Consider the following 19,040-nt stretch of genomic DNA (forward strand, 5'->3'; position numbering starts at 1 on the left):
GACTATCCACCAGGCTGTGACGCGGGTCACCGTTGCGTGCATTTCGTTCACGCACCTTCCGGGGGTCCGGGGGTCGCCCCCGGGAAGATGGTGCAACCGCGACCTGCGCCGGTGCACACTGTCCGGCATGCGCATTCCCCGTCCCCGCAGCCTCGCGGGCCAGCTCTTCGCCATGCAGGTGGTGCTGGTCGCGGCGATCGTGGCGGGCTGCGCGCTCTATTCGTACGTACAGGACCGGGCGCAGGCCGAGGAGACCGCGCGGCGCCAGACCACCGCGATCGCGACCGCCGTCGCGACCTCGCCCGCCGTGGTGGAGGCGGCCCGCTCCAAGGACCCGACGGCCGTCCTCCAGCCGTACGCGGAGACGCTGCGGCACACCTCGGGCGTCGACTTCGTGGTGGTCCTCGCGCCGGACGGGACGCGCTGGACGCATCCGGTCCCCGGCGAGATCGGCCGCAAGTACCTCGGCGACATCCGGCCGGCGCTGCGGGGCGAAACGTTCAGCGAGACACACATGGGCGTGCTCGGCCCCTCGGTGAGGGTCGTGGCGCCCGTGCTCGACCACGGCAGAATCACGGCCCTGGTCAGCGCGGGCATCACCATCGACAAGATCAGCGAGCAGGTGCGCAAGCAGGTCGCGGCGCTGCTCGCGGTCGCCTCCGGGGTGCTGGCGTTCGGCGGGCTCGGCACGTATGTGATCAACGCGCGGCTGCGGCGGCACACCCATGGCATGAACGCGGCCGAGCTCAGCCAGATGCACGACTACCACCAGGCCGCGCTGCACGCCGTGCGCGAGGGGCTGCTCATGCTGGACGGGCAGCGCCGGATCGCGCTGATCAACGACGGCGGGCGCGAGCTCCTCGGGCTCGGCGAGGACGCGGTGGGGCGGTCCGTCGCAGAGCTCGGGCTGCCCGCGTCCCTCGTCGGGGCGCTGCTCGCGAGCGAGCCGAGGGCGGACGAGGTCCATATGACGGCCGACCGGATCGTGGTGGTGAACACCCGGCCGGTCACCAGCGGCGGCCGCCGGGGCACCGTCGTGACCCTGCGCGACCACACCGAACTCCAGGCCCTTTCTGGGGAGTTGGACTCCGAGCGCGGGTTCACCCAGGCGCTGCGGGCGCAGGCGCACGAGGCCGCCAACCGGCTGCACGCGGTGGTCTCGCTGATCGAGCTGGGCCGGGCCGAGGAGGCCGTGGAGTTCGCCACCGCCGAGCTGGAGCTCGCCCAGGCGCTCACCGACCAGGTCGTCACGGCCGTCGGCGAGCCGGTGCTCGCCGCGCTGCTGCTCGGCAAGGCCGCGCAGGCCAACGAGCACGGCGTCGAGCTGAGCCTGACCGAGGGCAGCGCCATCGAGGACGGGCTGCTGCCGCCCACACTGCCCTCGCGCGACCTCGTCACCGTCCTCGGCAACCTGGTGGACAACGCGGTCGACGCGGCCCAGGGCAGCGCGGGCGCCCGGGTGGCGGTCACGCTCGCCACCGAGGGCGAGCAACTTCTCGTACGGGTCGCGGACAGCGGCACGGGCGTCGACCCGGCGGCCGCCGACGCGGTCTTCGAGCGCGGCTGGTCCACCAAGAGCCCCGGGCGCGGGATCGGACTCGCACTGGTCCGGCTGACCGTGGCACGGCACGGCGGCAGCGTGGAGCTGTCCCAAGGTCCTTACGGGGGCGCCGAGTTCACCGTACGGCTGCCGCTGCTGCGCAGTGAGGCCGTGCCGGTATGAGCGCCGACGGCCCCATCAGAGTGCTGGTCGTCGAGGACGACCCGGTCGCCGCCGACGCGCATCGGCTGTACGTCGGGCGGGTGCCGGGCTTCACGGTCGCCGGGGTCGCCCACTCGCGCGCCGAGGCGCTGCGCACGCTCGACCGCGTCGAGGTCGACCTGCTCCTCCTCGACCTCTACCTCCCCGACGGGCACGGCCTCCAGCTGGTGCGCTCGCTGCGGGCGGCCGGGCACAGCGCCGATGTCATCGCGGTGACCTCGGCGCGCGATCTGACGATGGTCCGCGAGGGCGTCTCGCTCGGCGTCGTCCAGTACGTACTGAAGCCCTTCACCTTCGCCACCCTGCGCGACCGGCTCGTCCGGTACGCGGAGTTCCGCGCGACGGCCGGGGAGGCCAGCGGGCAGGAGGAGGTGGACCGGGCGCTTTCCACGCTGCGCGCGCCCCAGCCCACCGCCCTGCCCAAGGGGCTCAGCGCCCCCACGCTCCAGGCCGTCACCCGCACCCTGCGCGCCTCGGCGGCGGGCGTCACCGCGACGGCGGCGGGTGAGGCGGTCGGCATCTCGCGGATCACCGCCCGCCGCTATCTGGAGCACCTGGTCGACACGGGCCGCGCCGAGCGCACCCCGCAGTACGGCCAGATCGGGCGCCCGGAGCTCCAGTACCGCTGGGTCGACTCCCGCCGCTGACAAGGCAGTTGACGACCGGTCACACCGGCCGGGCCCCATTGACCGTGCCCACCGGCGGCTTTACGTTCACCGGGCAGCCATTCGTGGCCAGAGGAGGTCGTGCCGTGCGCCCCACCGCCCTTGCCCCGTTCGTCCTCGCCACCGCGCTCGCCGCCGGTTCGCTCGCCGCCTGCGGCGGCTCCGGCGGTGACTCGGGCACCGTCAAGGTCGCCTACAACCGCTCGACCGACAACAAGGTCCGCTTCAAGGACGACTTCCTGCAGTCGGTGAAGGAGCAGTTCGAGAAGGACAACCCCGGCAAGAAGGTCAAGCTCGTCCCGATCCAGGCCCCGGACAACGACTACGCCACCAAGGCGCAGCAGATGATGCGCTCGTCCAAGACCGCGCCGGACCTCGTCTACGAGGACACCTTCCGTATCAACTCCGACATCAAAGCCGGGTACTTGAGACCGCTGGACGACAAGCTGGACGCCTGGGTCTCCTGGAGCCGCTTCGTCCCCACGGCGAAGGCGGCCGCCAAGGCCGAGGACGGCAAGACGTACGGAGTGCCGGACGGCACGGACACCCGGGGCCTGTGGTTCAACAAGCAGATCTTCGCGAAGGCCGGACTGCCCACCGACTGGCAGCCGAGGAACTGGGCGGACATCCTGGCGGCCGCCCGCACGATCAAGCAGAAGGTCCCCGGCGTCATCCCGCTCAACGTCCTGACCGGCAAGGCGGTCGGCGAGGCGGCGGTGATGCAGGGCTTCGAGATGCTGCTCTACGGCACGGGCGAGAACCCGCTGTACGACCCCACCGAGCGCAAGTGGATCACCGGCTCGCAGGGCTTCCGGGACGCGCTCTCCTTCGTACGGACGGTGTACGGGGAGAGGCTCGGCCCCGATGTCTCCGACGCGCTCGACGCCAATGTGAACACCCGGGTCGCCACCGAGTGGCTGCCCGAGGGGAAGCTGGCGATCGCGCTCGACGGGTCGTGGCTGGGCCAGTTCTGGACCGCCAAGGGCGCCAAACCGTGGCCGAACTGGCCGACCGCGCTCGGGCGGGCCGCGATGCCGACCAAGGACGGGCAGGCGCCCGGCCGGATCTCCATGTCCGGCGGCTTCACCTGGGCGATCCCGCAGAAGGCCAAGAACCCGGACCTGGCCTGGGAGTTCATCAAGCTGATGCAGACGCCCGTCAACGCGGTGAAGTGGGACGTGGTGGACGCGCAGATCGCGGTGCGCGACGACGTGGCGGCGGACCCCGCGTATCTGAAGTCGATGCCGGGGATCGACTTCTTCACGGGCCTGGTGAAGTACACCCGCTACCGCCCCGCGCTTCCCGTCTATCCGCAGGTGTCGACCGCGATCGGCGAGGCGATGGAGGCGGTGACCACGGGTGACTCCTCGGCGGCGGACGCGGCCAAGTCGTACGACTCCCAGCTGAAGACGATCACGCAGGGCGCGGTGACGGCCCGGTGACGGCGCGGCCGCTGCGCTGGCTCCCGCTCGCCCCCGCCACCCTGCTCCTGCTGCTCTTCCTGGCCGGCCCCATCGGCTACTGCGTCTACATCGCGTTCACGGACATGCAGTTGACCGGCTCCTCCGGAACCAGCTTCGTCGGGTTCGCCAACTTCCGGCGGGCGTTCGCCGACCCCGGGTTCCGCAACGCCGTCTGGCTGACCCTGGTGTTCACCGTGCTCTCCTCGATCGTCGGGCAGAACACGCTGGGTCTGGCTCTTGCCGCGCTGATGCGGCGCGCCTCGAAGCCGGTGCGCACGCTCACCGGGGCGCTGGTGATCGCGGCCTGGGTGCTGCCGGAGATCGTGGCGGCGTTCCTGCTGTACGCGTTCTTCCGCCGCGAGGGCACGCTCAACGCGATCCTCGACTGGCTCCATCTGCCCACCCAGAACTGGCTCTTCGGGCTGCCGATCCTCGCGGTGTCGTTCGCCAACGTCTGGCGCGGGACCGCGTTCTCGATGCTGATCTACTCGGCCGCGCTCGCCGAGATCCCACAGGAGATCACCGAGGCGGCGGAGGTCGACGGGGCCAGCGGGATCCGACGGCTCTGGCACATCACGCTGCCGATGATCCGCCGCTCCATCGGCACCAATCTGATGCTCAACACCCTCCAGACGCTCTCCGTATTCGGGCTGATCTGGGCGATGACCCGGGGCGGCCCGGGCCGGCGCAGCCAGACGCTCCCGGTGTTCATGTACGACCAGGCGTTCCTGAAGAGCCTGATCGGCTACGGAACAGCCGTTGCCCTGCTGCTCCTTGTGGTGGGAGCGTTGTTCTCCGTGGTGTATCTGCGGCTGATGCGAGTGGAGGTGTGATGCGGCGCCGCACCAGGCAGCGCCTCGCGGCCGACACCGCGCTGCTCGGCGTCGCGGCGGCCTTCGCGCTCCCGCTGCTGTGGGTGGTGCTGTCCTCGCTGAACGCCGACGCGGATCTGCGCGTACGGGTGCCCGGCTCGCCGACCCTGGACAACTTCTCGGCGGTGTGGACCGACGACATCACATTCACCCCGATGCTCAACAGCCTGGTCCTGTGCGGCGGGGCGACCGCGCTGACGGTGGCGTGCGCGGTGCTCGCCGCGTATCCGCTCTCGCGCTACCGCTCGCGCCTGACCCGCCCGTACCTCCTGACGATCCTGTTCACCACGTGCCTGCCGATCACGGCGGTGATGGTGCCGGTGTACGGCCTTTTCGTGCAGGTCGACCTGATCGACACGATGTACGGCACGGCGCTCTTCCTCGCCGCCTCCCAACTCCCGTTCGCCATCTGGCTGATGAAGAACTTCATGGACGGCGTGCCGCGCGTCCTGGAGGAGGCGGCGTGGACGGACGGGGCGTCGATGCCGCAGACGCTGTGGCGGGTGATCCTGCCGCTGATGGGGCCGGGCGTGATGGTGGTGACGATCTACACCTTCATCATGCTGTGGGGGAACTTCTTCGTCCCCTTCATGCTCCTGCTCTCCCCCGACCGGCTGCCCGCCTCGGTCTCGATCTTCACTTTCTTCGGCAACTACGGTTCGGTGGTCTACGGCGAACTCGCCGCCTTCTCCATCCTCTACTCGACACCGGTGCTCCTCCTTTACGTGGCGATCGCGCAGCGTCTGGGCGGGGGATTCGCGCTGGGAGGAGCGGTCAAGGGCTGAGCGGACGTCGTGACGTATCCGATAAATGGAGACGTACGTTCCTACGGACTGCCAGATTTGGGCGAACACACCGTGGTCACCCGTCACCCTGTGCACCTACGGTGTGCCCGTGCACCCCACCCCGCCCTTCAACGCCCCCGCCATGCGCCGTCTGCGCGAGGCGCTGGGCATGGCGCCCGGCCATGTCGCCTACGGCCTGTACGCCCAGTACGGGCTGCGGGTCTCCCCCGAGACCGTCGCCCTGTGGGAACGGGGCCTGGCCACGCCCGACTCCCGTGAGCTCACCGCGCTCGCGGGGGTGCTGTGGTGCTCGCCGGGCGACCTGATGGCCGCAGCCGCGACGCTGCGCGAGCACCGGATGGCGCGCGGGCTCAGCCCCGAGGACCTGGCGCGCCGGGTCGGGGTGGAGGCCGGGGCGTATCTGAAGATGGAGGAGTCGGGCCGCTGGCGCGGCAACGAACGCCAGTCGGAGGCCCTGTCCGAAGCACTCGGTTTGTCGCTCCGCGAGTACGTCACGGCAACGGGCCAGGAGGCGGACCTGGCGGAACTGCTCCGCAGCGCGGTAACGACCCGCTGGCAGGCCTACGTCCGCCCCGCCGCCAAACTCCTCCCCCTCCCCCGCCACCACCTCCAGAACGTCCTGGAACAACTCCACACGGACTACCAGGGCCGAATGGTGTCGACCATGAGCTGGGGAACGAGCGGCGCGGCGGCGGACCAGACGGCGGGGGATGCGGGCCGGGATTTCCTGGACCGCATAGTGGACCACTTCTGGGCGCTGGCGCAGGTGTGACGAGCCCGGCGGGGCCGGGGTGAAGGGGGTCCAGGGGCGCAGCCCCAAAGCGGGGTGCAGGGGCCGCAGGCCCCGCCCGGGGTCCGGGGCGCAGCCCCGGTGAACCTCAACCCACCCCCCGGCCGCCCGCCCAGGGCTTTCGGGAAGGGGCGGGGTGGGGATAACTCAGAACACCGACTCCGCCTCGAACATCCGGTCCGTCGGGACCGTCTTCAGTTCCGTGACCGCCGATGCGAGCGGCGCCATCACGATGTCCGTGCCCCGCAGCGCGGTCATGTTGCCGAAGTCGCCCCGGTGCACCGCCTCCACCGCGTGCCACCCGAACCGCGTGGCCAGGACACGGTCGTACGCCGTCGGCACACCACCGCGCTGCACATGGCCCAGGATGACCGGCCGGGCCTCCTTTCCCAGGCGCCGCTCCAGCTCCACGGCGAGCCGGTTGCCGATGCCCGCGAACCGCTCATGCCCGTACTGGTCGATCGCGCCCTTCTCGTACGGCATGGACCCCTCGGCCGGATGCGCGCCCTCGGCGACGCAGATGACCGCGAACTTCTTGCCGCGCGCGAACCGCTCCTCGACCATCTTCACCAGGTCGTCGACCTCGAACTGCCGCTCCGGCAGACAGATGCCGTGCGCGCCGCCCGCCATCCCGGACTCCAGCGCGATCCACCCCGCGTGGCGCCCCATGACCTCGACGACCATCACCCGCTGATGCGACTCGGCGGTCGTCTTCAGCCGGTCGATGGCCTCGGTGGCGACCATGACCGCGGTGTCGAAGCCGAAGGTGCGGTCGGTGGAGGAGATGTCGTTGTCGATGGTCTTGGGCACGCCGACCACCGGCATCCCGGCGTCCGACAGCATCCGGGCCGCCGTCAGCGTGCCCTCGCCGCCGATCGGGATCAGCGCGTCGATGCCGTAGCGGCGGGCGAGCTCCGCGCAGTTCTCGGCGGCCTCGCGCAGCCGGGCGCGCTCCAGACGGGCCGAGCCAAGGATGGTGCCGCCGCGCGCGAGGATGCCGCTCACCGCGTTCAGGTCGAGCGGGCGGAAGTGCCCGTCGAGCAGGCCCTTGAAGCCGTCCTCGAAGCCGATGACCTCGTCGCCGTGGCCGGTCATGGCCCGGTGCACGACCGACCGGATCACTGCGTTCAGGCCGGGGCAGTCGCCGCCTGCGGTGAGAACTCCGATACGCATCGTGCTCAGTCTCCTGCTCGTTCGGTGCCGTGCTCGGCGGCGCGGGCCATGGACGTACGAGAAGACGTACCCGGGACATCCGAAAAGACGTCCCACAACCGCGCCGACGCCCCGATTGTCACACGCACAGCACGGCCCCCGCCCGCCCACCGCCTCCCGGCCGACCGGCCCCCGGGCCGTTGGTCCCACCGGTCCGGGACCTTCGCCCCGGCCTCCGCACCGACCCCCGGCCCGGCGGGCGCTTTAACCACCCGCAGAGGTATTGTCAAGAGGGAAACCGTGCCTCATCTGCACTTTTTCTGCCGATGAAGCCGGTTCCATCCATGAGGCCAGGCGACGAAGAGAAGAACGGGAGAGCACGCGTGACGCGCAGCGTGTACGTGACCGGGATCGACCGGGGAGACGGCCGCCAGGTCATCGAGCTGGGAGTCATGGAGCTCCTGACCCGCCAGGTGGACCGGGTGGGCGTGTTCCGTCCGCTGGTGCACGACGGCCCCGACCGGCTGTTCGATCTGCTCCGCGCCCGCTACCGGCTGTCGCAGGACGCGTCGACCGTGTACGGGATGGACTACCACGAGGCGTCCGCGCTCCAGGCCGAGCGCGGCACCGACGAGCTGGTCTCCGAGCTCGTCGACCGCTTCCACAAGGTCGCCCGCGACTACGAGGTCGTCCTCGTCCTCGGCACCGACTTCGCGGACACCCAGCTCCCGGACGAGCTGGCGCTCAACGCCCGGCTCGCCAACGAGTTCGGCGCGTCCGTGATCCCGGTGGTCGGCGGCAAGGGCCAGACGGCCGAGTCGGTGCGGGCGGAGGCGCGCAACGCCCACCGCGCCTACGAGGTCCTTGGCTGCGATGTGCTGGCGATGGTGGTCAACCGGGTGAATCCGCAGGACCGCGACGAGATCGCCGAGCGGCTCTCGGCCCGCTTCCCGGTGCCCTGCTATGTGCTGCCCGACGAGGCCGCGCTGGCCGCGCCGACCGTCGCCCAGGTCACCTCGGCACTCGGCGGAACGGTTCTGCTCGGCGATGACTCCGGGCTCGCCCGTGACGCGCTCGACTTCGTCTTCGGCGGCGCGATGCTGCCGAACTTCCTGAACGCCCTGACCCCGGGCTGCCTGGTGGTGACCCCGGGCGACCGCGCCGACCTGGTCGTCGGCTCGCTGGCCGCGCACAGCGCCGGCACTCCCCCGATAGCGGGCGTCGTGCTCACCCTGGACGAGCGGCCCGGCGAGGCCATCCTCACGCTCGCCGACAAGCTCGCGCCCGGCACCCCGGTGGTCGCGGTGACCGGCGGCTCCTTCCCCACCGCGCAGGAACTCTTCGCGCTCGAAGGCAAGTTGAACGCAGCGACCCCGCGCAAGGCGGAGACCGCGCTCGGCCTCTTCGAGCGCCACACCGACACCGCCGACCTGCTGGCCCGGATGTCGGTGGCCCGCAGCGGCCGCGTCACCCCGATGATGTTCGAGCACGAGCTCCTGGAGACGGCCCGCGCCGACCGCCGCCGGGTCGTGCTGCCCGAGGGCGCCGAGGAGCGCGTGCTGCGCGCCGCCGACGTCCTGCTGCGCCGCAACGTCTGCGACCTCACCCTGCTCGGCGACGTCGAGGTCATCCGCAAGAAGGCCGCCGACCTCGGCATCGACGTCACCAGGTGCGAGCTCATCGACCCGCAGACCTCCGAGCTGCGCCAGCGCTTCGCCGAGCGGTACGCCCAGCTGCGCGCGCACAAGGGCGTGACGGTGGAGCTCGCGTACGACGTGGTCGCGGACGTGAACTACTTCGGCACGCTGATGGTCCAGGAGGGCCTGGCCGACGGCATGGTCTCCGGCTCGGTGCACTCCACCGCCGCCACCATCCGCCCCGCCTTCGAGATCATCAAGACGAAGCCGGACGCCTCGATCGTCTCGTCCGTCTTCTTCATGTGCCTCGCCGACAAGGTCCTCGTGTACGGCGACTGCGCGGTCAACCCGGACCCGAACGCCGAGCAGCTGGCCGACATCGCGGTCCAGGCGGCCGCCACCGCGGCCCGCTTCGGCGTGGACCCGAGGATCGCGATGCTCTCGTACTCCACGGGCACCTCCGGCTCGGGCGCCGACGTCGACAAGGTGCGCGAGGCCACCAAGCTGGTCCGCGAGGCGCGCCCGGACCTGCGGATCGAGGGCCCGATCCAGTACGACGCGGCCGTCGAGCCGTCCGTGGCGGCGACCAAGCTGCCGGGTTCGGAGGTGGCCGGGCAGGCGACCGTACTGATCTTCCCGGACCTCAACACCGGCAACAACACCTACAAGGCCGTGCAGCGCTCGGCCGGCGCCGTGGCCGTGGGCCCGGTGCTCCAGGGTCTGCGCAAGCCGGTCAACGACCTCTCGCGCGGCGCCCTCGTCCAGGACATCGTCAACACCGTCGCCATCACGGCCATCCAGGCCCAGGCACAGGGGCAGGAGACCTCCGCATGACCACCGCCCACCCGACCCCGACGCCGTCGCGCGTCCTCGTGCTCAACTCGGGCTCGTCGTCGGTGAAGTACCAGCTGCTCGACATGAACAGTTCCGCGCGGCTGGCCGCCGGTCTGGTCGAGCGGATCGGCGAGGCCACCTCGCGTCTGGTGCACAGCCCGCTGGCGGCCGGCGGCGACAAGCGCGAGGTGACCGGCCCGATCGCGGACCACGCGGCCGCCCTGAAGGCGGTCGCCGAGGAGCTGGCCGCCGACGGGCTCGGCCTGGACTCCCCGGAGCTCGCGGCCATCGGCCACCGCGTGGTGCACGGCGGGCTGAAGTTCAGCGCGCCGACCGTGATCACCGACGAGGTCGTGGCGGAGATCGAGCGGCTCGTCCCGGTCGCCCCGCTGCACAACCCGGCGAACATCACCGGCATCCGCACCGCCCAGGCCCTGCGCCCGGACCTGCCGCAGGTCGCGGTCTTCGACACCGCGTTCCACACGACGATGCCGGAGAGCGCCGCGCGCTACGCGATCGACGTGGAGACCGCGGACGCCCACCGCATCCGCCGCTACGGCTTCCACGGCACCTCGCACGCGTACGTCTCGCGCGAGACCGCCAAGCTGCTCGGCAAGGACCCCTCCGAGGTCAACGTGATCGTGCTGCACCTGGGCAACGGCGCCTCGGCGTCGGCGGTCCGGGGCGGCCGCTGCGTGGACACCTCGATGGGCCTGACGCCGCTCGAAGGCCTGGTCATGGGCACCCGTTCCGGCGACATCGACCCGGCGGTGACCTTCCACCTCAAGCGCGTGGCCGGGATGTCGGTGGACGAGATCGACACCCTGCTCAACAAGAAGAGCGGCCTGGTCGGGCTCTGCGGCGACAACGACATGCGGGAGATCCGGCGCCGTATCGACGAGGGCGACGAGCGGGCCGCGCTCGCCTTCGACATCTACATCCACCGGCTGAAGAAGTACATCGGCGCGTATTACGCGGTTCTGGGCAAGGTGGACGCGGTCGTCTTCACCGCCGGTGTGGGCGAGAACGCGGCGCCGGTGCGCGAGGCGGCCGTGGCGGGCCTGGAGGAGCTGGGCCTGGCGGTCGACGGCGAGCTCAACGCCGTACGGTCCGACACGCCGCGGCTTATCTCGCCGGAGTACGCGCGGGTGGCCGTCGCGGTGGTACCGACGGACGAGGAGCTGGAGATCGCGCGGCAGACGTATGCCCTGGTGAATTCCTGACCGGAATTCCGGTTGGCCCGGATGACACCTGAGCGTCATCCCGCCCATTTGTACATTCCACCAGACGGAATATTCCGCAGCGAAACAAACCGATAGGATCCGCCTTATGCGCCGTTCCAAAATCGTCTGCACACTGGGCCCCGCCGTCGACTCTCACGAGCAGCTCGTCGCTCTGATCGAGGCCGGCATGAGCGTGGCCCGTTTCAACTTCAGCCACGGCTCCCAGGCCGAGCACCAGGCCCGCTACGACCGGGTCCGCAAGGCCGCCGAGGAGACCGGGCGGGCGGTCGGCGTGCTCGCCGACCTCCAGGGCCCGAAGATCCGGCTGGCGAAGTTCGCGGAGGGTCCGGTCGAGCTGGTCCGCGGTGACGAGTTCACGATCACCACCGAGGACGTCCCGGGCGACAAGTCGATCTGCGGCACCACCTACAAGGGTCTGCCGGGCGACGTCGCCAAGGGCGACCCGGTCCTGATCAACGACGGCAACGTCGAGCTCAAGGTCGTCTCGGTCGACGGCCCCCGGGTGAAGACCATCGTCATCGAGGGCGGTGTCATCTCCGACCACAAGGGCATCAACCTGCCCGGCGCGGCGGTGAACGTCCCGGCCCTGTCCGAGAAGGACAAGGACGACCTGCGCTTCGCGCTCCGTATGGGCTGCGACCTGGTGGCGCTGTCCTTCGTGCGCGACGCCGACGACGTCAAGGACGTCCACAAGGTCATGGACGAGGTCGGCCGCCGTGTGCCGGTCATCGCCAAGGTCGAGAAGCCGCAGGCCGTCGCCAACATGGAGGGCGTCGTCGCCGCCTTCGACGGTGTGATGGTGGCCCGTGGCGACCTCGCGGTGGAGTACCCGCTGGAAAAGGTCCCGATGGTGCAGAAGCGCCTCGTGGAGATGTGCCGCCGCAATGCCAAGCCGGTGATCGTCGCGACCCAGATGATGGAGTCGATGATCACCAACTCGCGGCCGACCCGCGCGGAGGCCTCCGACGTGGCCAACGCGATCCTGGACGGCGCGGACGCGGTCATGCTCTCCGCCGAGTCCTCGGTCGGCGCGTACCCGATCGAGACGGTCAAGACGATGTCCCGCATCGTCGAGGCCGCCGAGGAGGAGCTGCTCTCCAAGGGCCTGCAGCCCCTGGTCCCCGGCAAGAAGCCGCGCACGCAGGGCGGTTCGGTGGCCCGCGCGGCCTGCGAGATCGCGGACTTCCTGGACGGCAAGGCGCTGGTCGCCTTCACCAAGTCGGGCGACACCGCCCGCCGGCTGTCCCGCTACCGCACGGTCCAGCCGATCCTGGCCTTCACCACGGACGCCGGCACCCGCAACCAGCTGGCGCTGAGCTGGGGCGTCGAGTCGTTCGTCGTCCCGCACGTGGACAACACGGACGCGATGGTCGACCTGGTGGACGCGGAGCTGCTGAAGCTGAAGCGGTACACCGAGGGCGACACCATGATCATCACCGCGGGCTCGCCCCCCGGCGTCCCCGGCACCACCAACATGGTCCGGGTGCACCACCTGGGCGGCGGCCGGCAGGGCTGATTTCGTACGGATGCATTCGTACGGATGTGAAGGCGGCACCACGGAAGTTTCCGGGGTGCCGCCTTCTGCTATGGGGGCAGTTGTTACGGTCCGTTGCGCAGTCGCGGAGAGCCCGCAACAGGATCTACACATTCCGTGGGGTACGTTCGCGTTCATGCGTGCCCCGATAACTGTGCAGTTCAGCCGCCCGCTGGCCATCGCGGCCCTCGCCGTGACGGCGGTGGTCTCCGGTGTCGCCCCCGCGGCCGCCCACGTGAAGCCGGGCACGCCCGCGTCAGGGAAGCCGACGCCGGGAAAGCCGACGCCCGGGGTGCCGCGCGCCGGGGCCCCCAAGGAGCCCCCGGCGAACATGTCGACGGTCGGCGGTGAACAACTGGGCCGCCCGGGCCCGCAGGCGGGCGCGGGCGCCCCCGCGCTGCCGACCGGCCTGTCGGCGCTCTCCTGGATGGTCTCGGACGCGGACACGGGCCAGGTGCTCGCGGCCAGCAACGCGCACTGGCAGCTGCCACCGGCCTCCACCCTCAAGATGCTCTTCGCGGACACGGTCCTGCCCGCGGTCCCGGGCACGGCCACCCACAAGGTGGAACCGGCCGAGCTCACCGGCATGGGCGACGGCAGCAGCGCGGTCGGCATCGTCCCGGGCCAGACGTACCAGGGCGCGGACCTGTGGCGCGGCGTGTTCCTGCGCTCGGGCAACGACGCGGTGCACGTGCTCGCGTCGATGAACGGCGGCGTGGCGAAGACGGTCGCGGACATGCAGGCGAAGGCGGACGCGCTGGGCGCGAAGGACACGCACGTACGCAGCCCTGACGGCTACGACGCGGAGGGCCAGGTGTCCTCGGCGTACGACCTGACGCTGTTCCTCCGCTCAGGCCTCGCGAACAAGGACTTCAAGGAATACTGCGGAACGGCGGACGCGAAGTTCCCGGGCGGCCCGAACACCAAGGGCAAGCCGTTCGGGATCTCGAACACCAACCGCATGCTGTCCGGCATCGACGGCGTGGCCAAGTACCCCGGCCTGATCGGCGGCAAGAACGGCTACACCACACACGCCGGCAACACCCTGTCCGAGGCGGCCACCCGCGACGGCCACACGGTCCTGGTGACGGTGATGAACCCCCAGGAGAACAAGCACGACAAGGTCTACACGGAAACGCGCGCGCTCCTGGACTGGGGCTTCAACGCGATCGCGGCGAAGTCCCCGTCGATCGGCACCCTGGACCCCGCGAAGCCGTCCTCGTCGTCCAAGTCCCCCGGCACGGCAGCGGCCACCACGGACTCCTCGGGCTCGCTGGGCGTCCTGGGCTGGACGGGTGTGGGTGCGGCGGCTGTTGTGGGGGTCGGGGCGGTGTATGTGGTGCTTAAGCGGAGGCCTGTTCGGGGGCGGCGGAGGGGGTAGGGGGTGGGGGGTGGGGGCGCCTCGGCCCCGTTCCGGCCGGGCTCGTCGGCGGAACGTGGCCGAGGCCATCTCTAACGCGCCCCTCCTCCCCAGTCGCCGATGGTCGGCGAACCGCCCGCCACGGGCCTAGGCGCCCGTGTGGATGCCGGGACGCATCGGGCGCATCGGCACAGCGGCCACTCGCTGGTGAGCAGCGGCACCAGCGGACCCGCGAGGGAGAACACCCGCAGTGGTCCCCACGTCCGGCCGCTGTCCCGCGAGACGCGCAGGGTCAGCCCAACAGACGGCACCTGCTCGAACGGGCTCACAGCAGCCTGCCTCTCCGGTCCCACTCAGCACCGGAGTACTCATGGAAGTGATGCCCGTCGTGGCGGTCTTCGAGGGTGCAGTTACGGGCCGGATTGCCGGGCACGGGCTCCCAGCACAGCCCCAGCCCCCGAGGCCTGGCATCTTCGGTCAGGGACCCCTGCCACGCGGCGGCGCGCCCCAGGGTGCTCACCGGCCCACCGCCATGCCGTGGATCACGCGCGGGCGCTTGTTCCGCGACAGCAGTTCGAAGGTATGGGCGATACAGTGCGGCATGTCGACGCTCCAATCGGCGTTGGCCATGCCCCCGGGCCGGTCGCACGGTCGCGGGGGTACTGACTGGACGTCAGCCTGCCGACCTGCAACGCCGTGCGGTTGCACCGAACCGTGCAACTCCTCGCGCCCAGGATCTGCTAGATCCCCACCCACTCCGCGTACTGCGCCAGCGAGCTGTTGCGAGCCCGTTCCCGCCGTTTGAGGGCCAGCACGCTCTCCCGCACGGTGGGGTGATAGCGCGTCTGCTGCGGTGCGATGCGCCGGGCGTGTTGCAGGCAGTCGAGTGCCTGCTCCGGGTGGCCTGCCCAGGCATGTGCCCGGCCGAGGTCCATCCAGTGGTGACCGGCTCTGGAGCGGGTCCAGCCACGTGGGATCCGTACGTCCTCGGCGAGTTCGACGGCGCGTCCGAAGTCGTCCATTTCGGAGGCGATGGCCACGGCGTGGACTCCGACGTTCGTCGGCCCCCACGTCACTCCGAAGTCGGGCAGCTCGCCCGTGGTCCGGGCAAGAGCGCGGGCCTCGGCCAGGCGGGCGTCAGCGTGCTCCCGGTCCTTCATACGGCCCGCGAGCACCGCAGCTCGCAGGTGCATCACGCCCCGCATGGCCTCGATGCCGGTTGGGCGGCGCGCGTCCTGGCCGTCCAGATCCCGCAGCGCACGGTCGATCACCCGCATGCCCACGTCGTACCGGCCGGACGACATCGTCGTCTGCGCGCGCAGGTAGGCATGCACGGCGGCGAGGCCTGGCTCATCGGCTCGCGGCGCGGTCCACGCCAGCCGGTCCAGCGCGACGGTGGCGAGGTCGATATAGCCGAAGTTCCACGCCACGGTGAACACGCACCGGAATGTCCCCGCCAGGCACTCGTAAGCCAGCCGCTGCTCGTCTCCAGTGGTGGTATGCACCGCGTGCACCGACTCGTCGATCAACGCTGGCAGGTCACACACCATGTCCGTGTACTGCGCCTGACGACGCTGCGTGAGGGCCTGCTGGACATCGGCCCGGATCAATGCGGCCGGACGCGGTGCGCTCTCCCAGTCGAGAGCCACGTCCCAGTTCTCCAGGCCCTCCCGGATGGGCTGGATCAACGCGTCCATGCGATCGCGGCGCAGCTCTTCGGCATAAGGCTGGCCCAGCAGATCGGACGTCGAGACACCCAGCGCGCGGGCACAGGCGGAGACGAGTGCCGGAGAGGCGGGTTTCTGCCCGCACTCGGCCTTCGACAGCAGCGACTTGGAGACATTGGCGCGCATAGCCAGCCCCTGCTGCGTCAGACCGCGCTGCTTGCGAATCCGGGCGATCCGGGTACCGGTGTGCTCCTCGACGCTCTGCAGCACGATGAACCCCCATTTGCGGCAACTCTCAGACGGTACTCCTTGGAGGAGGTCACCCGCGCTCCACGTCAGACGGCCATGGCCCGCACCGAAGAATCGGTGCGGGCCACGGCCTAACTGCGGCTCCCGGATGGGTCTTTGTGAGTGGGACGGCTACTCGGGGTTGCCGTCCGTGATGTAGTTCTGCAGGCCCGGGACCGTCAGGGTGCCGCCGAACTGGCCGGCCTGGTGGACCGTCGCGTTGGTGAAGAAGACGTACGGGATGTTCAGCGGGGGCGGGGTCTGCGGGCTGAACGTGATCGGGATGAGGCCGAAGAGGTTGCCCTTCAGCTCCTCCGTGTACATCGTCACCGTGCCGTTGCGGATCGTCGACTGGGAGCCCGCGCGCGCCTTGACGTGGGCGGTCGTCGGCTTCCCGTTGAGCTCCGGGCCGTACACCAGCTGGTGCAGGTTGTCGATGTCCACGGACTTCGCCGTGAACTTCAGGACCTTCTTGACCTTGCCGCCGCCCGTCTTGACCTCGACGATGCCCTCGTAGTTCAGGCCGCTCAGGGTCAGCTTGGACGTCTTGAGGATCCACGGCTGGTCCGGCAGCAGCGGGGCGTCCGACGCCAGCTTGGCGTTGGCAAGGGCCTTCGGGTCCGCCGTCGGGCACGGGAAGGGCTGCTTGGCGCCGTCGGGGACGTTGGTGTCCTTCTTGGCGTCCAGGCCCTTCGCGCCGGGCGCCAGGTCCTCGACTTTCTGGCCCGCCTCCTTGGCCGCGTCACGGATCTCCTGCGCCGCCTGGTCGGTGGCAGTCGTCACAGGCGACTTGGTGGTGGGCTTCTTGGTGGGCGTGCTCGGCGTCGACGCCTTGGTGGACGGCGTGGACGACGGAGTCGAGGACGGCTTCGGGGTCACCGGTGTCGACGACTGGCTCGGGTGTACGCCCAGGATGTCGCCCAGCACGTCACCGAGCCCCAACGGGTCCAGCGGGTTGGTGGACTTGGTCGGCGTCGGGTCCGAGGAGGGATCGGTGGCCGGTGCCTGCGACGTGGCGGGCTTCGGCTGCGTCCGGGACTGGGACTGGGTCTTCGCGGCCGACGGGCTCTCGGTCGGAGTGGGCTCCGCAGGCTTCTTGTCCGCCGTCCCCGACGGGCTCGGCGTCGGCGTGCTCGACTTGCTCGACGACGGGCTCGGCGACTTCGACGGGCTCGCCGACGCGCTCGGCTGGTCGGAGCGGGTCACACAAGGGCCGGGCGCGAACGGGATGTCCGTCTTGTCGTCGGCCATCGCGAGCTTGGGCGTGAGGCTCATCCCGACGAACATGGCCGTCGGCATGGCGGCAAGTGCCATCGCCTTGCCTGCGGGCATGTGCAGCTTCGTCAGCAGCGACTTCCTCGGGGCCGCGTGGCGCGGCCCGCCTCTCTCACGGGAGTCGCCGCCTCCGGTCGAGTTCAGCTGCGTCTCGTCACCCCGCACTGTTCCTCCCGCCATTGGCGTCGACTGTCGTTTCGGTGACGGCGGCTCCGGTCTCCTCCTCGCGCGGGCCGGGGACGGTCTGGCCGTCCGGCTCATCGTCCGAGGGGTCGGCGGCCTTGGCGTGCCGGTCACGCCGCTTCGGCTTCGCCGGCACCCACGACAGCGCGAGGGCGCCGCCGAACAGGGCGAGCAGGAAGCCCATCAGGAAGCCGCCGATGTTGGCGACGGGCAGGGAGATCAAAGCGAGCAGGATGGCCGCGACACCTGCGAACACCCGCACGGGCTGGTGGTACCACATCGTCAGACCGAGCGTGATCAGCAGTACGCCGATGATCAGCGAACCAGCGCCCGCCGTCGTGGACATCGTCAGCGTGACGTTGCCGAGGTGGAGATTGGCGTACGGGAAGTACGCGATCGGCACGCCGCCCGCCATGGTGAACAGGCCTGCCCAGAACGGCCGGCTGCCCCGCCAGGCACGGAAACGAAGCCGCCAGTAGGAGAACCCGCGGGAACCTGTGGTCTCGGCGCTCATGGAAAACAGCTCCCTGGTACCGCTGTTGCAAGAAGAATGGTGTTCCCGGTGGCCGTGGGCTATACCCGCCCTCGGCCACCGGAGAGTCCGCCTAGTGGTCGAGCTGGCACTCGTTGGCGCCCGTGGACAGCTTGAGGCTCAGTCCGTTGAGCTTGAAGTTGCCGGCGGTGGTCGCCCACGCACGCTGCTCGACGTGCTGCAGGATCGCGTGATCGGCCCGCTGGGCGAACCCGTTGGGGTTGGCCTGCGGCGTCGCGTTCCCCTGCATCTTGGTCTTGCCGTTGGCCGTGCCCTGACCCGCGGCGACGCCGATGTCGATGTTCTCGAACTCGGCGTCGGTGTTGAGCTGGGAGACGTCGAGGTAGATGTTCTTCGCCTCGACCGGGTGGTCAGAGTCCTTACCGGCCCGCAGCGTCATCGTGATGTTGCCGAAGAACGGCACCTTCGGCGTGACGACCGACTGGCACATGTTGTAGATCTTCGCGTCACTGAACCCGGAGACCACCACGGGGTGGGCCGCCTTGTTGCCATCCAGGTCGGTACCGGTGGCGATCGACCCGTACTGGAGCAGGTCGTGACCGTCCAGTTTGTCCGCCGTCACCTTGAAGTCAACGCCGGAAACACTGAACGACGCCGCGAGGGCGCCCTGGGCGAGGCCGATGCCTATCGCCGCCGTGGCGGCCACGCTCGGCACCATGACCAGAGCGAACCGCTTCCATCTGGTCCCGCCACGTACTTGGGACTCCATGACTTTCCTCCTTCTCGGACGTACATCTCCGGGACGGACCCTCGCAGGCTGTCCAGGGATGGGAGAAGTGCTACGTCCTCGGGAAGGAGAGCGCCCGAGTCTTCAGGCGCTAACCGCGTCCGAATCACCGGCGATCACCCCCGAGCGACAACCACTGGTCGCGCCTGACGCATCACGCACAACCTGCTGGACAGGCCCCGCCGTACGGCAGAGACCCCCCTGTCCACGGTCGGCGTCACTGGCCGC

The 19,040-nt window shown here is 70.3% G+C and carries 15 protein-coding genes; 10 read left to right on the forward strand and 5 right to left on the reverse strand.

Going from position 1 to position 19,040, the window contains the following annotated elements:
- Positions 1 to 127 precede the first annotated feature (127 nt).
- The 6 genes from ACT1U9_RS08635 to ACT1U9_RS08660 all read left to right on the forward strand — a co-directional run bounded on the left by ACT1U9_RS08635 (position 128) and on the right by ACT1U9_RS08660 (position 6,340).
- The gene (locus ACT1U9_RS08635; RefSeq protein WP_444537770.1) at positions 128 to 1,723 is read left to right on the forward strand and encodes a sensor histidine kinase; all 1,596 of its coding nucleotides are present in this window, start codon (positions 128 to 130) and stop codon (positions 1,721 to 1,723) included.
- Positions 1,720 to 2,409, forward strand: a complete 690-nt coding sequence (locus ACT1U9_RS08640; RefSeq protein WP_444537771.1) for a response regulator — start codon at positions 1,720 to 1,722, stop codon at positions 2,407 to 2,409. The genes ACT1U9_RS08635 and ACT1U9_RS08640 overlap by 4 nt, the downstream gene beginning before the upstream one ends.
- Positions 2,410 to 2,513: 104 nt before the next feature.
- Positions 2,514 to 3,869: an extracellular solute-binding protein gene (locus tag ACT1U9_RS08645; protein ID WP_444537772.1), complete on the forward strand. Its 1,356-nt coding sequence runs from the start codon at positions 2,514 to 2,516 to the stop codon at positions 3,867 to 3,869.
- Positions 3,866 to 4,723 carry a carbohydrate ABC transporter permease gene (locus tag ACT1U9_RS08650; RefSeq protein WP_188275686.1) on the forward strand — a complete coding sequence of 286 codons (858 nt, stop codon included), beginning with the start codon at positions 3,866 to 3,868 and terminating at the stop codon, positions 4,721 to 4,723. The genes ACT1U9_RS08645 and ACT1U9_RS08650 overlap by 4 nt, the downstream gene beginning before the upstream one ends.
- The gene (locus ACT1U9_RS08655; protein WP_444537773.1) at positions 4,723 to 5,547 is read left to right on the forward strand and encodes a carbohydrate ABC transporter permease; all 825 of its coding nucleotides are present in this window, start codon (positions 4,723 to 4,725) and stop codon (positions 5,545 to 5,547) included. Before ACT1U9_RS08650 ends, ACT1U9_RS08655 begins: the two co-directional genes overlap by 1 nt.
- Before the next feature lie 142 nt (positions 5,548 to 5,689).
- On the forward strand, positions 5,690 to 6,340 hold the full coding sequence (locus ACT1U9_RS08660; protein WP_444539045.1) for a helix-turn-helix domain-containing protein: 651 nt from the start codon (positions 5,690 to 5,692) through the stop codon (positions 6,338 to 6,340).
- Between the two features lie 165 nt (positions 6,341 to 6,505).
- Here the strand turns inward: ACT1U9_RS08660 and ACT1U9_RS08665 are convergent, their stop codons facing one another.
- Positions 6,506 to 7,531: an ATP-dependent 6-phosphofructokinase gene (locus ACT1U9_RS08665; RefSeq protein ID WP_188275689.1), complete on the reverse strand. Its 1,026-nt coding sequence runs from the start codon at positions 7,529 to 7,531 to the stop codon at positions 6,506 to 6,508.
- Positions 7,532 to 7,893: 362 nt separating this feature from the next.
- On the opposite strand from ACT1U9_RS08665, the gene pta reads away from it, so the two are divergent.
- From pta to ACT1U9_RS08685, 4 genes are all read left to right on the forward strand, one after another.
- Positions 7,894 to 9,981, forward strand: a complete 2,088-nt coding sequence (gene pta / locus ACT1U9_RS08670; RefSeq protein ID WP_444537774.1) for a phosphate acetyltransferase — start codon at positions 7,894 to 7,896, stop codon at positions 9,979 to 9,981.
- Positions 9,978 to 11,204 (forward strand): acetate kinase, encoded by a 1,227-nt coding sequence (locus ACT1U9_RS08675; protein ID WP_444537775.1) that lies wholly within the window; start codon positions 9,978 to 9,980, stop codon positions 11,202 to 11,204. Before pta ends, ACT1U9_RS08675 begins: the two co-directional genes overlap by 4 nt.
- 106 nt (positions 11,205 to 11,310) lie before the next feature.
- The gene (pyk, locus tag ACT1U9_RS08680; RefSeq protein ID WP_444537776.1) at positions 11,311 to 12,741 is read left to right on the forward strand and encodes a pyruvate kinase; all 1,431 of its coding nucleotides are present in this window, start codon (positions 11,311 to 11,313) and stop codon (positions 12,739 to 12,741) included.
- Positions 12,742 to 12,895: 154 nt separating this feature from the next.
- Positions 12,896 to 14,140 carry a D-alanyl-D-alanine carboxypeptidase family protein gene (locus ACT1U9_RS08685; protein WP_444537777.1) on the forward strand — a complete coding sequence of 415 codons (1,245 nt, stop codon included), beginning with the start codon at positions 12,896 to 12,898 and terminating at the stop codon, positions 14,138 to 14,140.
- Between the two features lie 719 nt (positions 14,141 to 14,859).
- Here the strand turns inward: ACT1U9_RS08685 and ACT1U9_RS08690 are convergent.
- The 4 genes from ACT1U9_RS08690 to ACT1U9_RS08705 all read right to left on the reverse strand — a co-directional run bounded on the left by ACT1U9_RS08690 (position 14,860) and on the right by ACT1U9_RS08705 (position 18,794).
- Positions 14,860 to 16,056, reverse strand: a complete 1,197-nt coding sequence (locus ACT1U9_RS08690; RefSeq protein ID WP_444537778.1) for a helix-turn-helix domain-containing protein — start codon at positions 16,054 to 16,056, stop codon at positions 14,860 to 14,862.
- A 150-nt stretch (positions 16,057 to 16,206) separates the two neighbouring features.
- Positions 16,207 to 17,514: a hypothetical protein gene (locus ACT1U9_RS08695; RefSeq protein ID WP_444539046.1), complete on the reverse strand. Its 1,308-nt coding sequence runs from the start codon at positions 17,512 to 17,514 to the stop codon at positions 16,207 to 16,209.
- Positions 17,504 to 18,046, reverse strand: a complete 543-nt coding sequence (locus ACT1U9_RS08700; RefSeq protein ID WP_444537779.1) for a DUF6114 domain-containing protein — start codon at positions 18,044 to 18,046, stop codon at positions 17,504 to 17,506. The genes ACT1U9_RS08695 and ACT1U9_RS08700 overlap by 11 nt, the downstream gene beginning before the upstream one ends.
- Before the next feature lie 91 nt (positions 18,047 to 18,137).
- On the reverse strand, positions 18,138 to 18,794 hold the full coding sequence (locus ACT1U9_RS08705) for a DUF6230 family protein (protein WP_444537780.1): 657 nt from the start codon (positions 18,792 to 18,794) through the stop codon (positions 18,138 to 18,140).
- Positions 18,795 to 19,040 lie beyond the last annotated feature (246 nt).

This window comes from Streptomyces sp. BR1, assembly GCF_052373795.1.
Lineage (GTDB): Bacteria > Actinomycetota > Actinomycetes > Streptomycetales > Streptomycetaceae > Streptomyces.

Bases quoted from the DNA above. Each gene is read 5' to 3' on its own strand.
- ACT1U9_RS08640 (WP_444537771.1), top strand. From the start codon at position 1,720: ATGAGCGCCGACGGCCCCATCAGAGTGCTGGTCGTCGAGGACGACCCG.
- ACT1U9_RS08685 (WP_444537777.1), top strand. From the start codon at position 12,896: ATGCGTGCCCCGATAACTGTGCAGTTCAGCCGCCCGCTGGCCATCGCG.
- ACT1U9_RS08700 (WP_444537779.1), bottom strand. From the start codon at position 18,046: ATGAGCGCCGAGACCACAGGTTCCCGCGGGTTCTCCTACTGGCGGCTT.
- ACT1U9_RS08660 (WP_444539045.1), top strand. From the start codon at position 5,690: ATGCGCCGTCTGCGCGAGGCGCTGGGCATGGCGCCCGGCCATGTCGCC.
- pyk (WP_444537776.1), top strand. From the start codon at position 11,311: ATGCGCCGTTCCAAAATCGTCTGCACACTGGGCCCCGCCGTCGACTCT.
- ACT1U9_RS08655 (WP_444537773.1), top strand. From the start codon at position 4,723: ATGCGGCGCCGCACCAGGCAGCGCCTCGCGGCCGACACCGCGCTGCTC.
- ACT1U9_RS08675 (WP_444537775.1), top strand. From the start codon at position 9,978: ATGACCACCGCCCACCCGACCCCGACGCCGTCGCGCGTCCTCGTGCTC.
- ACT1U9_RS08635 (WP_444537770.1), top strand. From the start codon at position 128: ATGCGCATTCCCCGTCCCCGCAGCCTCGCGGGCCAGCTCTTCGCCATG.
- ACT1U9_RS08705 (WP_444537780.1), bottom strand. From the start codon at position 18,794: ATGGAGTCCCAAGTACGTGGCGGGACCAGATGGAAGCGGTTCGCTCTG.
- ACT1U9_RS08665 (WP_188275689.1), bottom strand. From the start codon at position 7,531: ATGCGTATCGGAGTTCTCACCGCAGGCGGCGACTGCCCCGGCCTGAAC.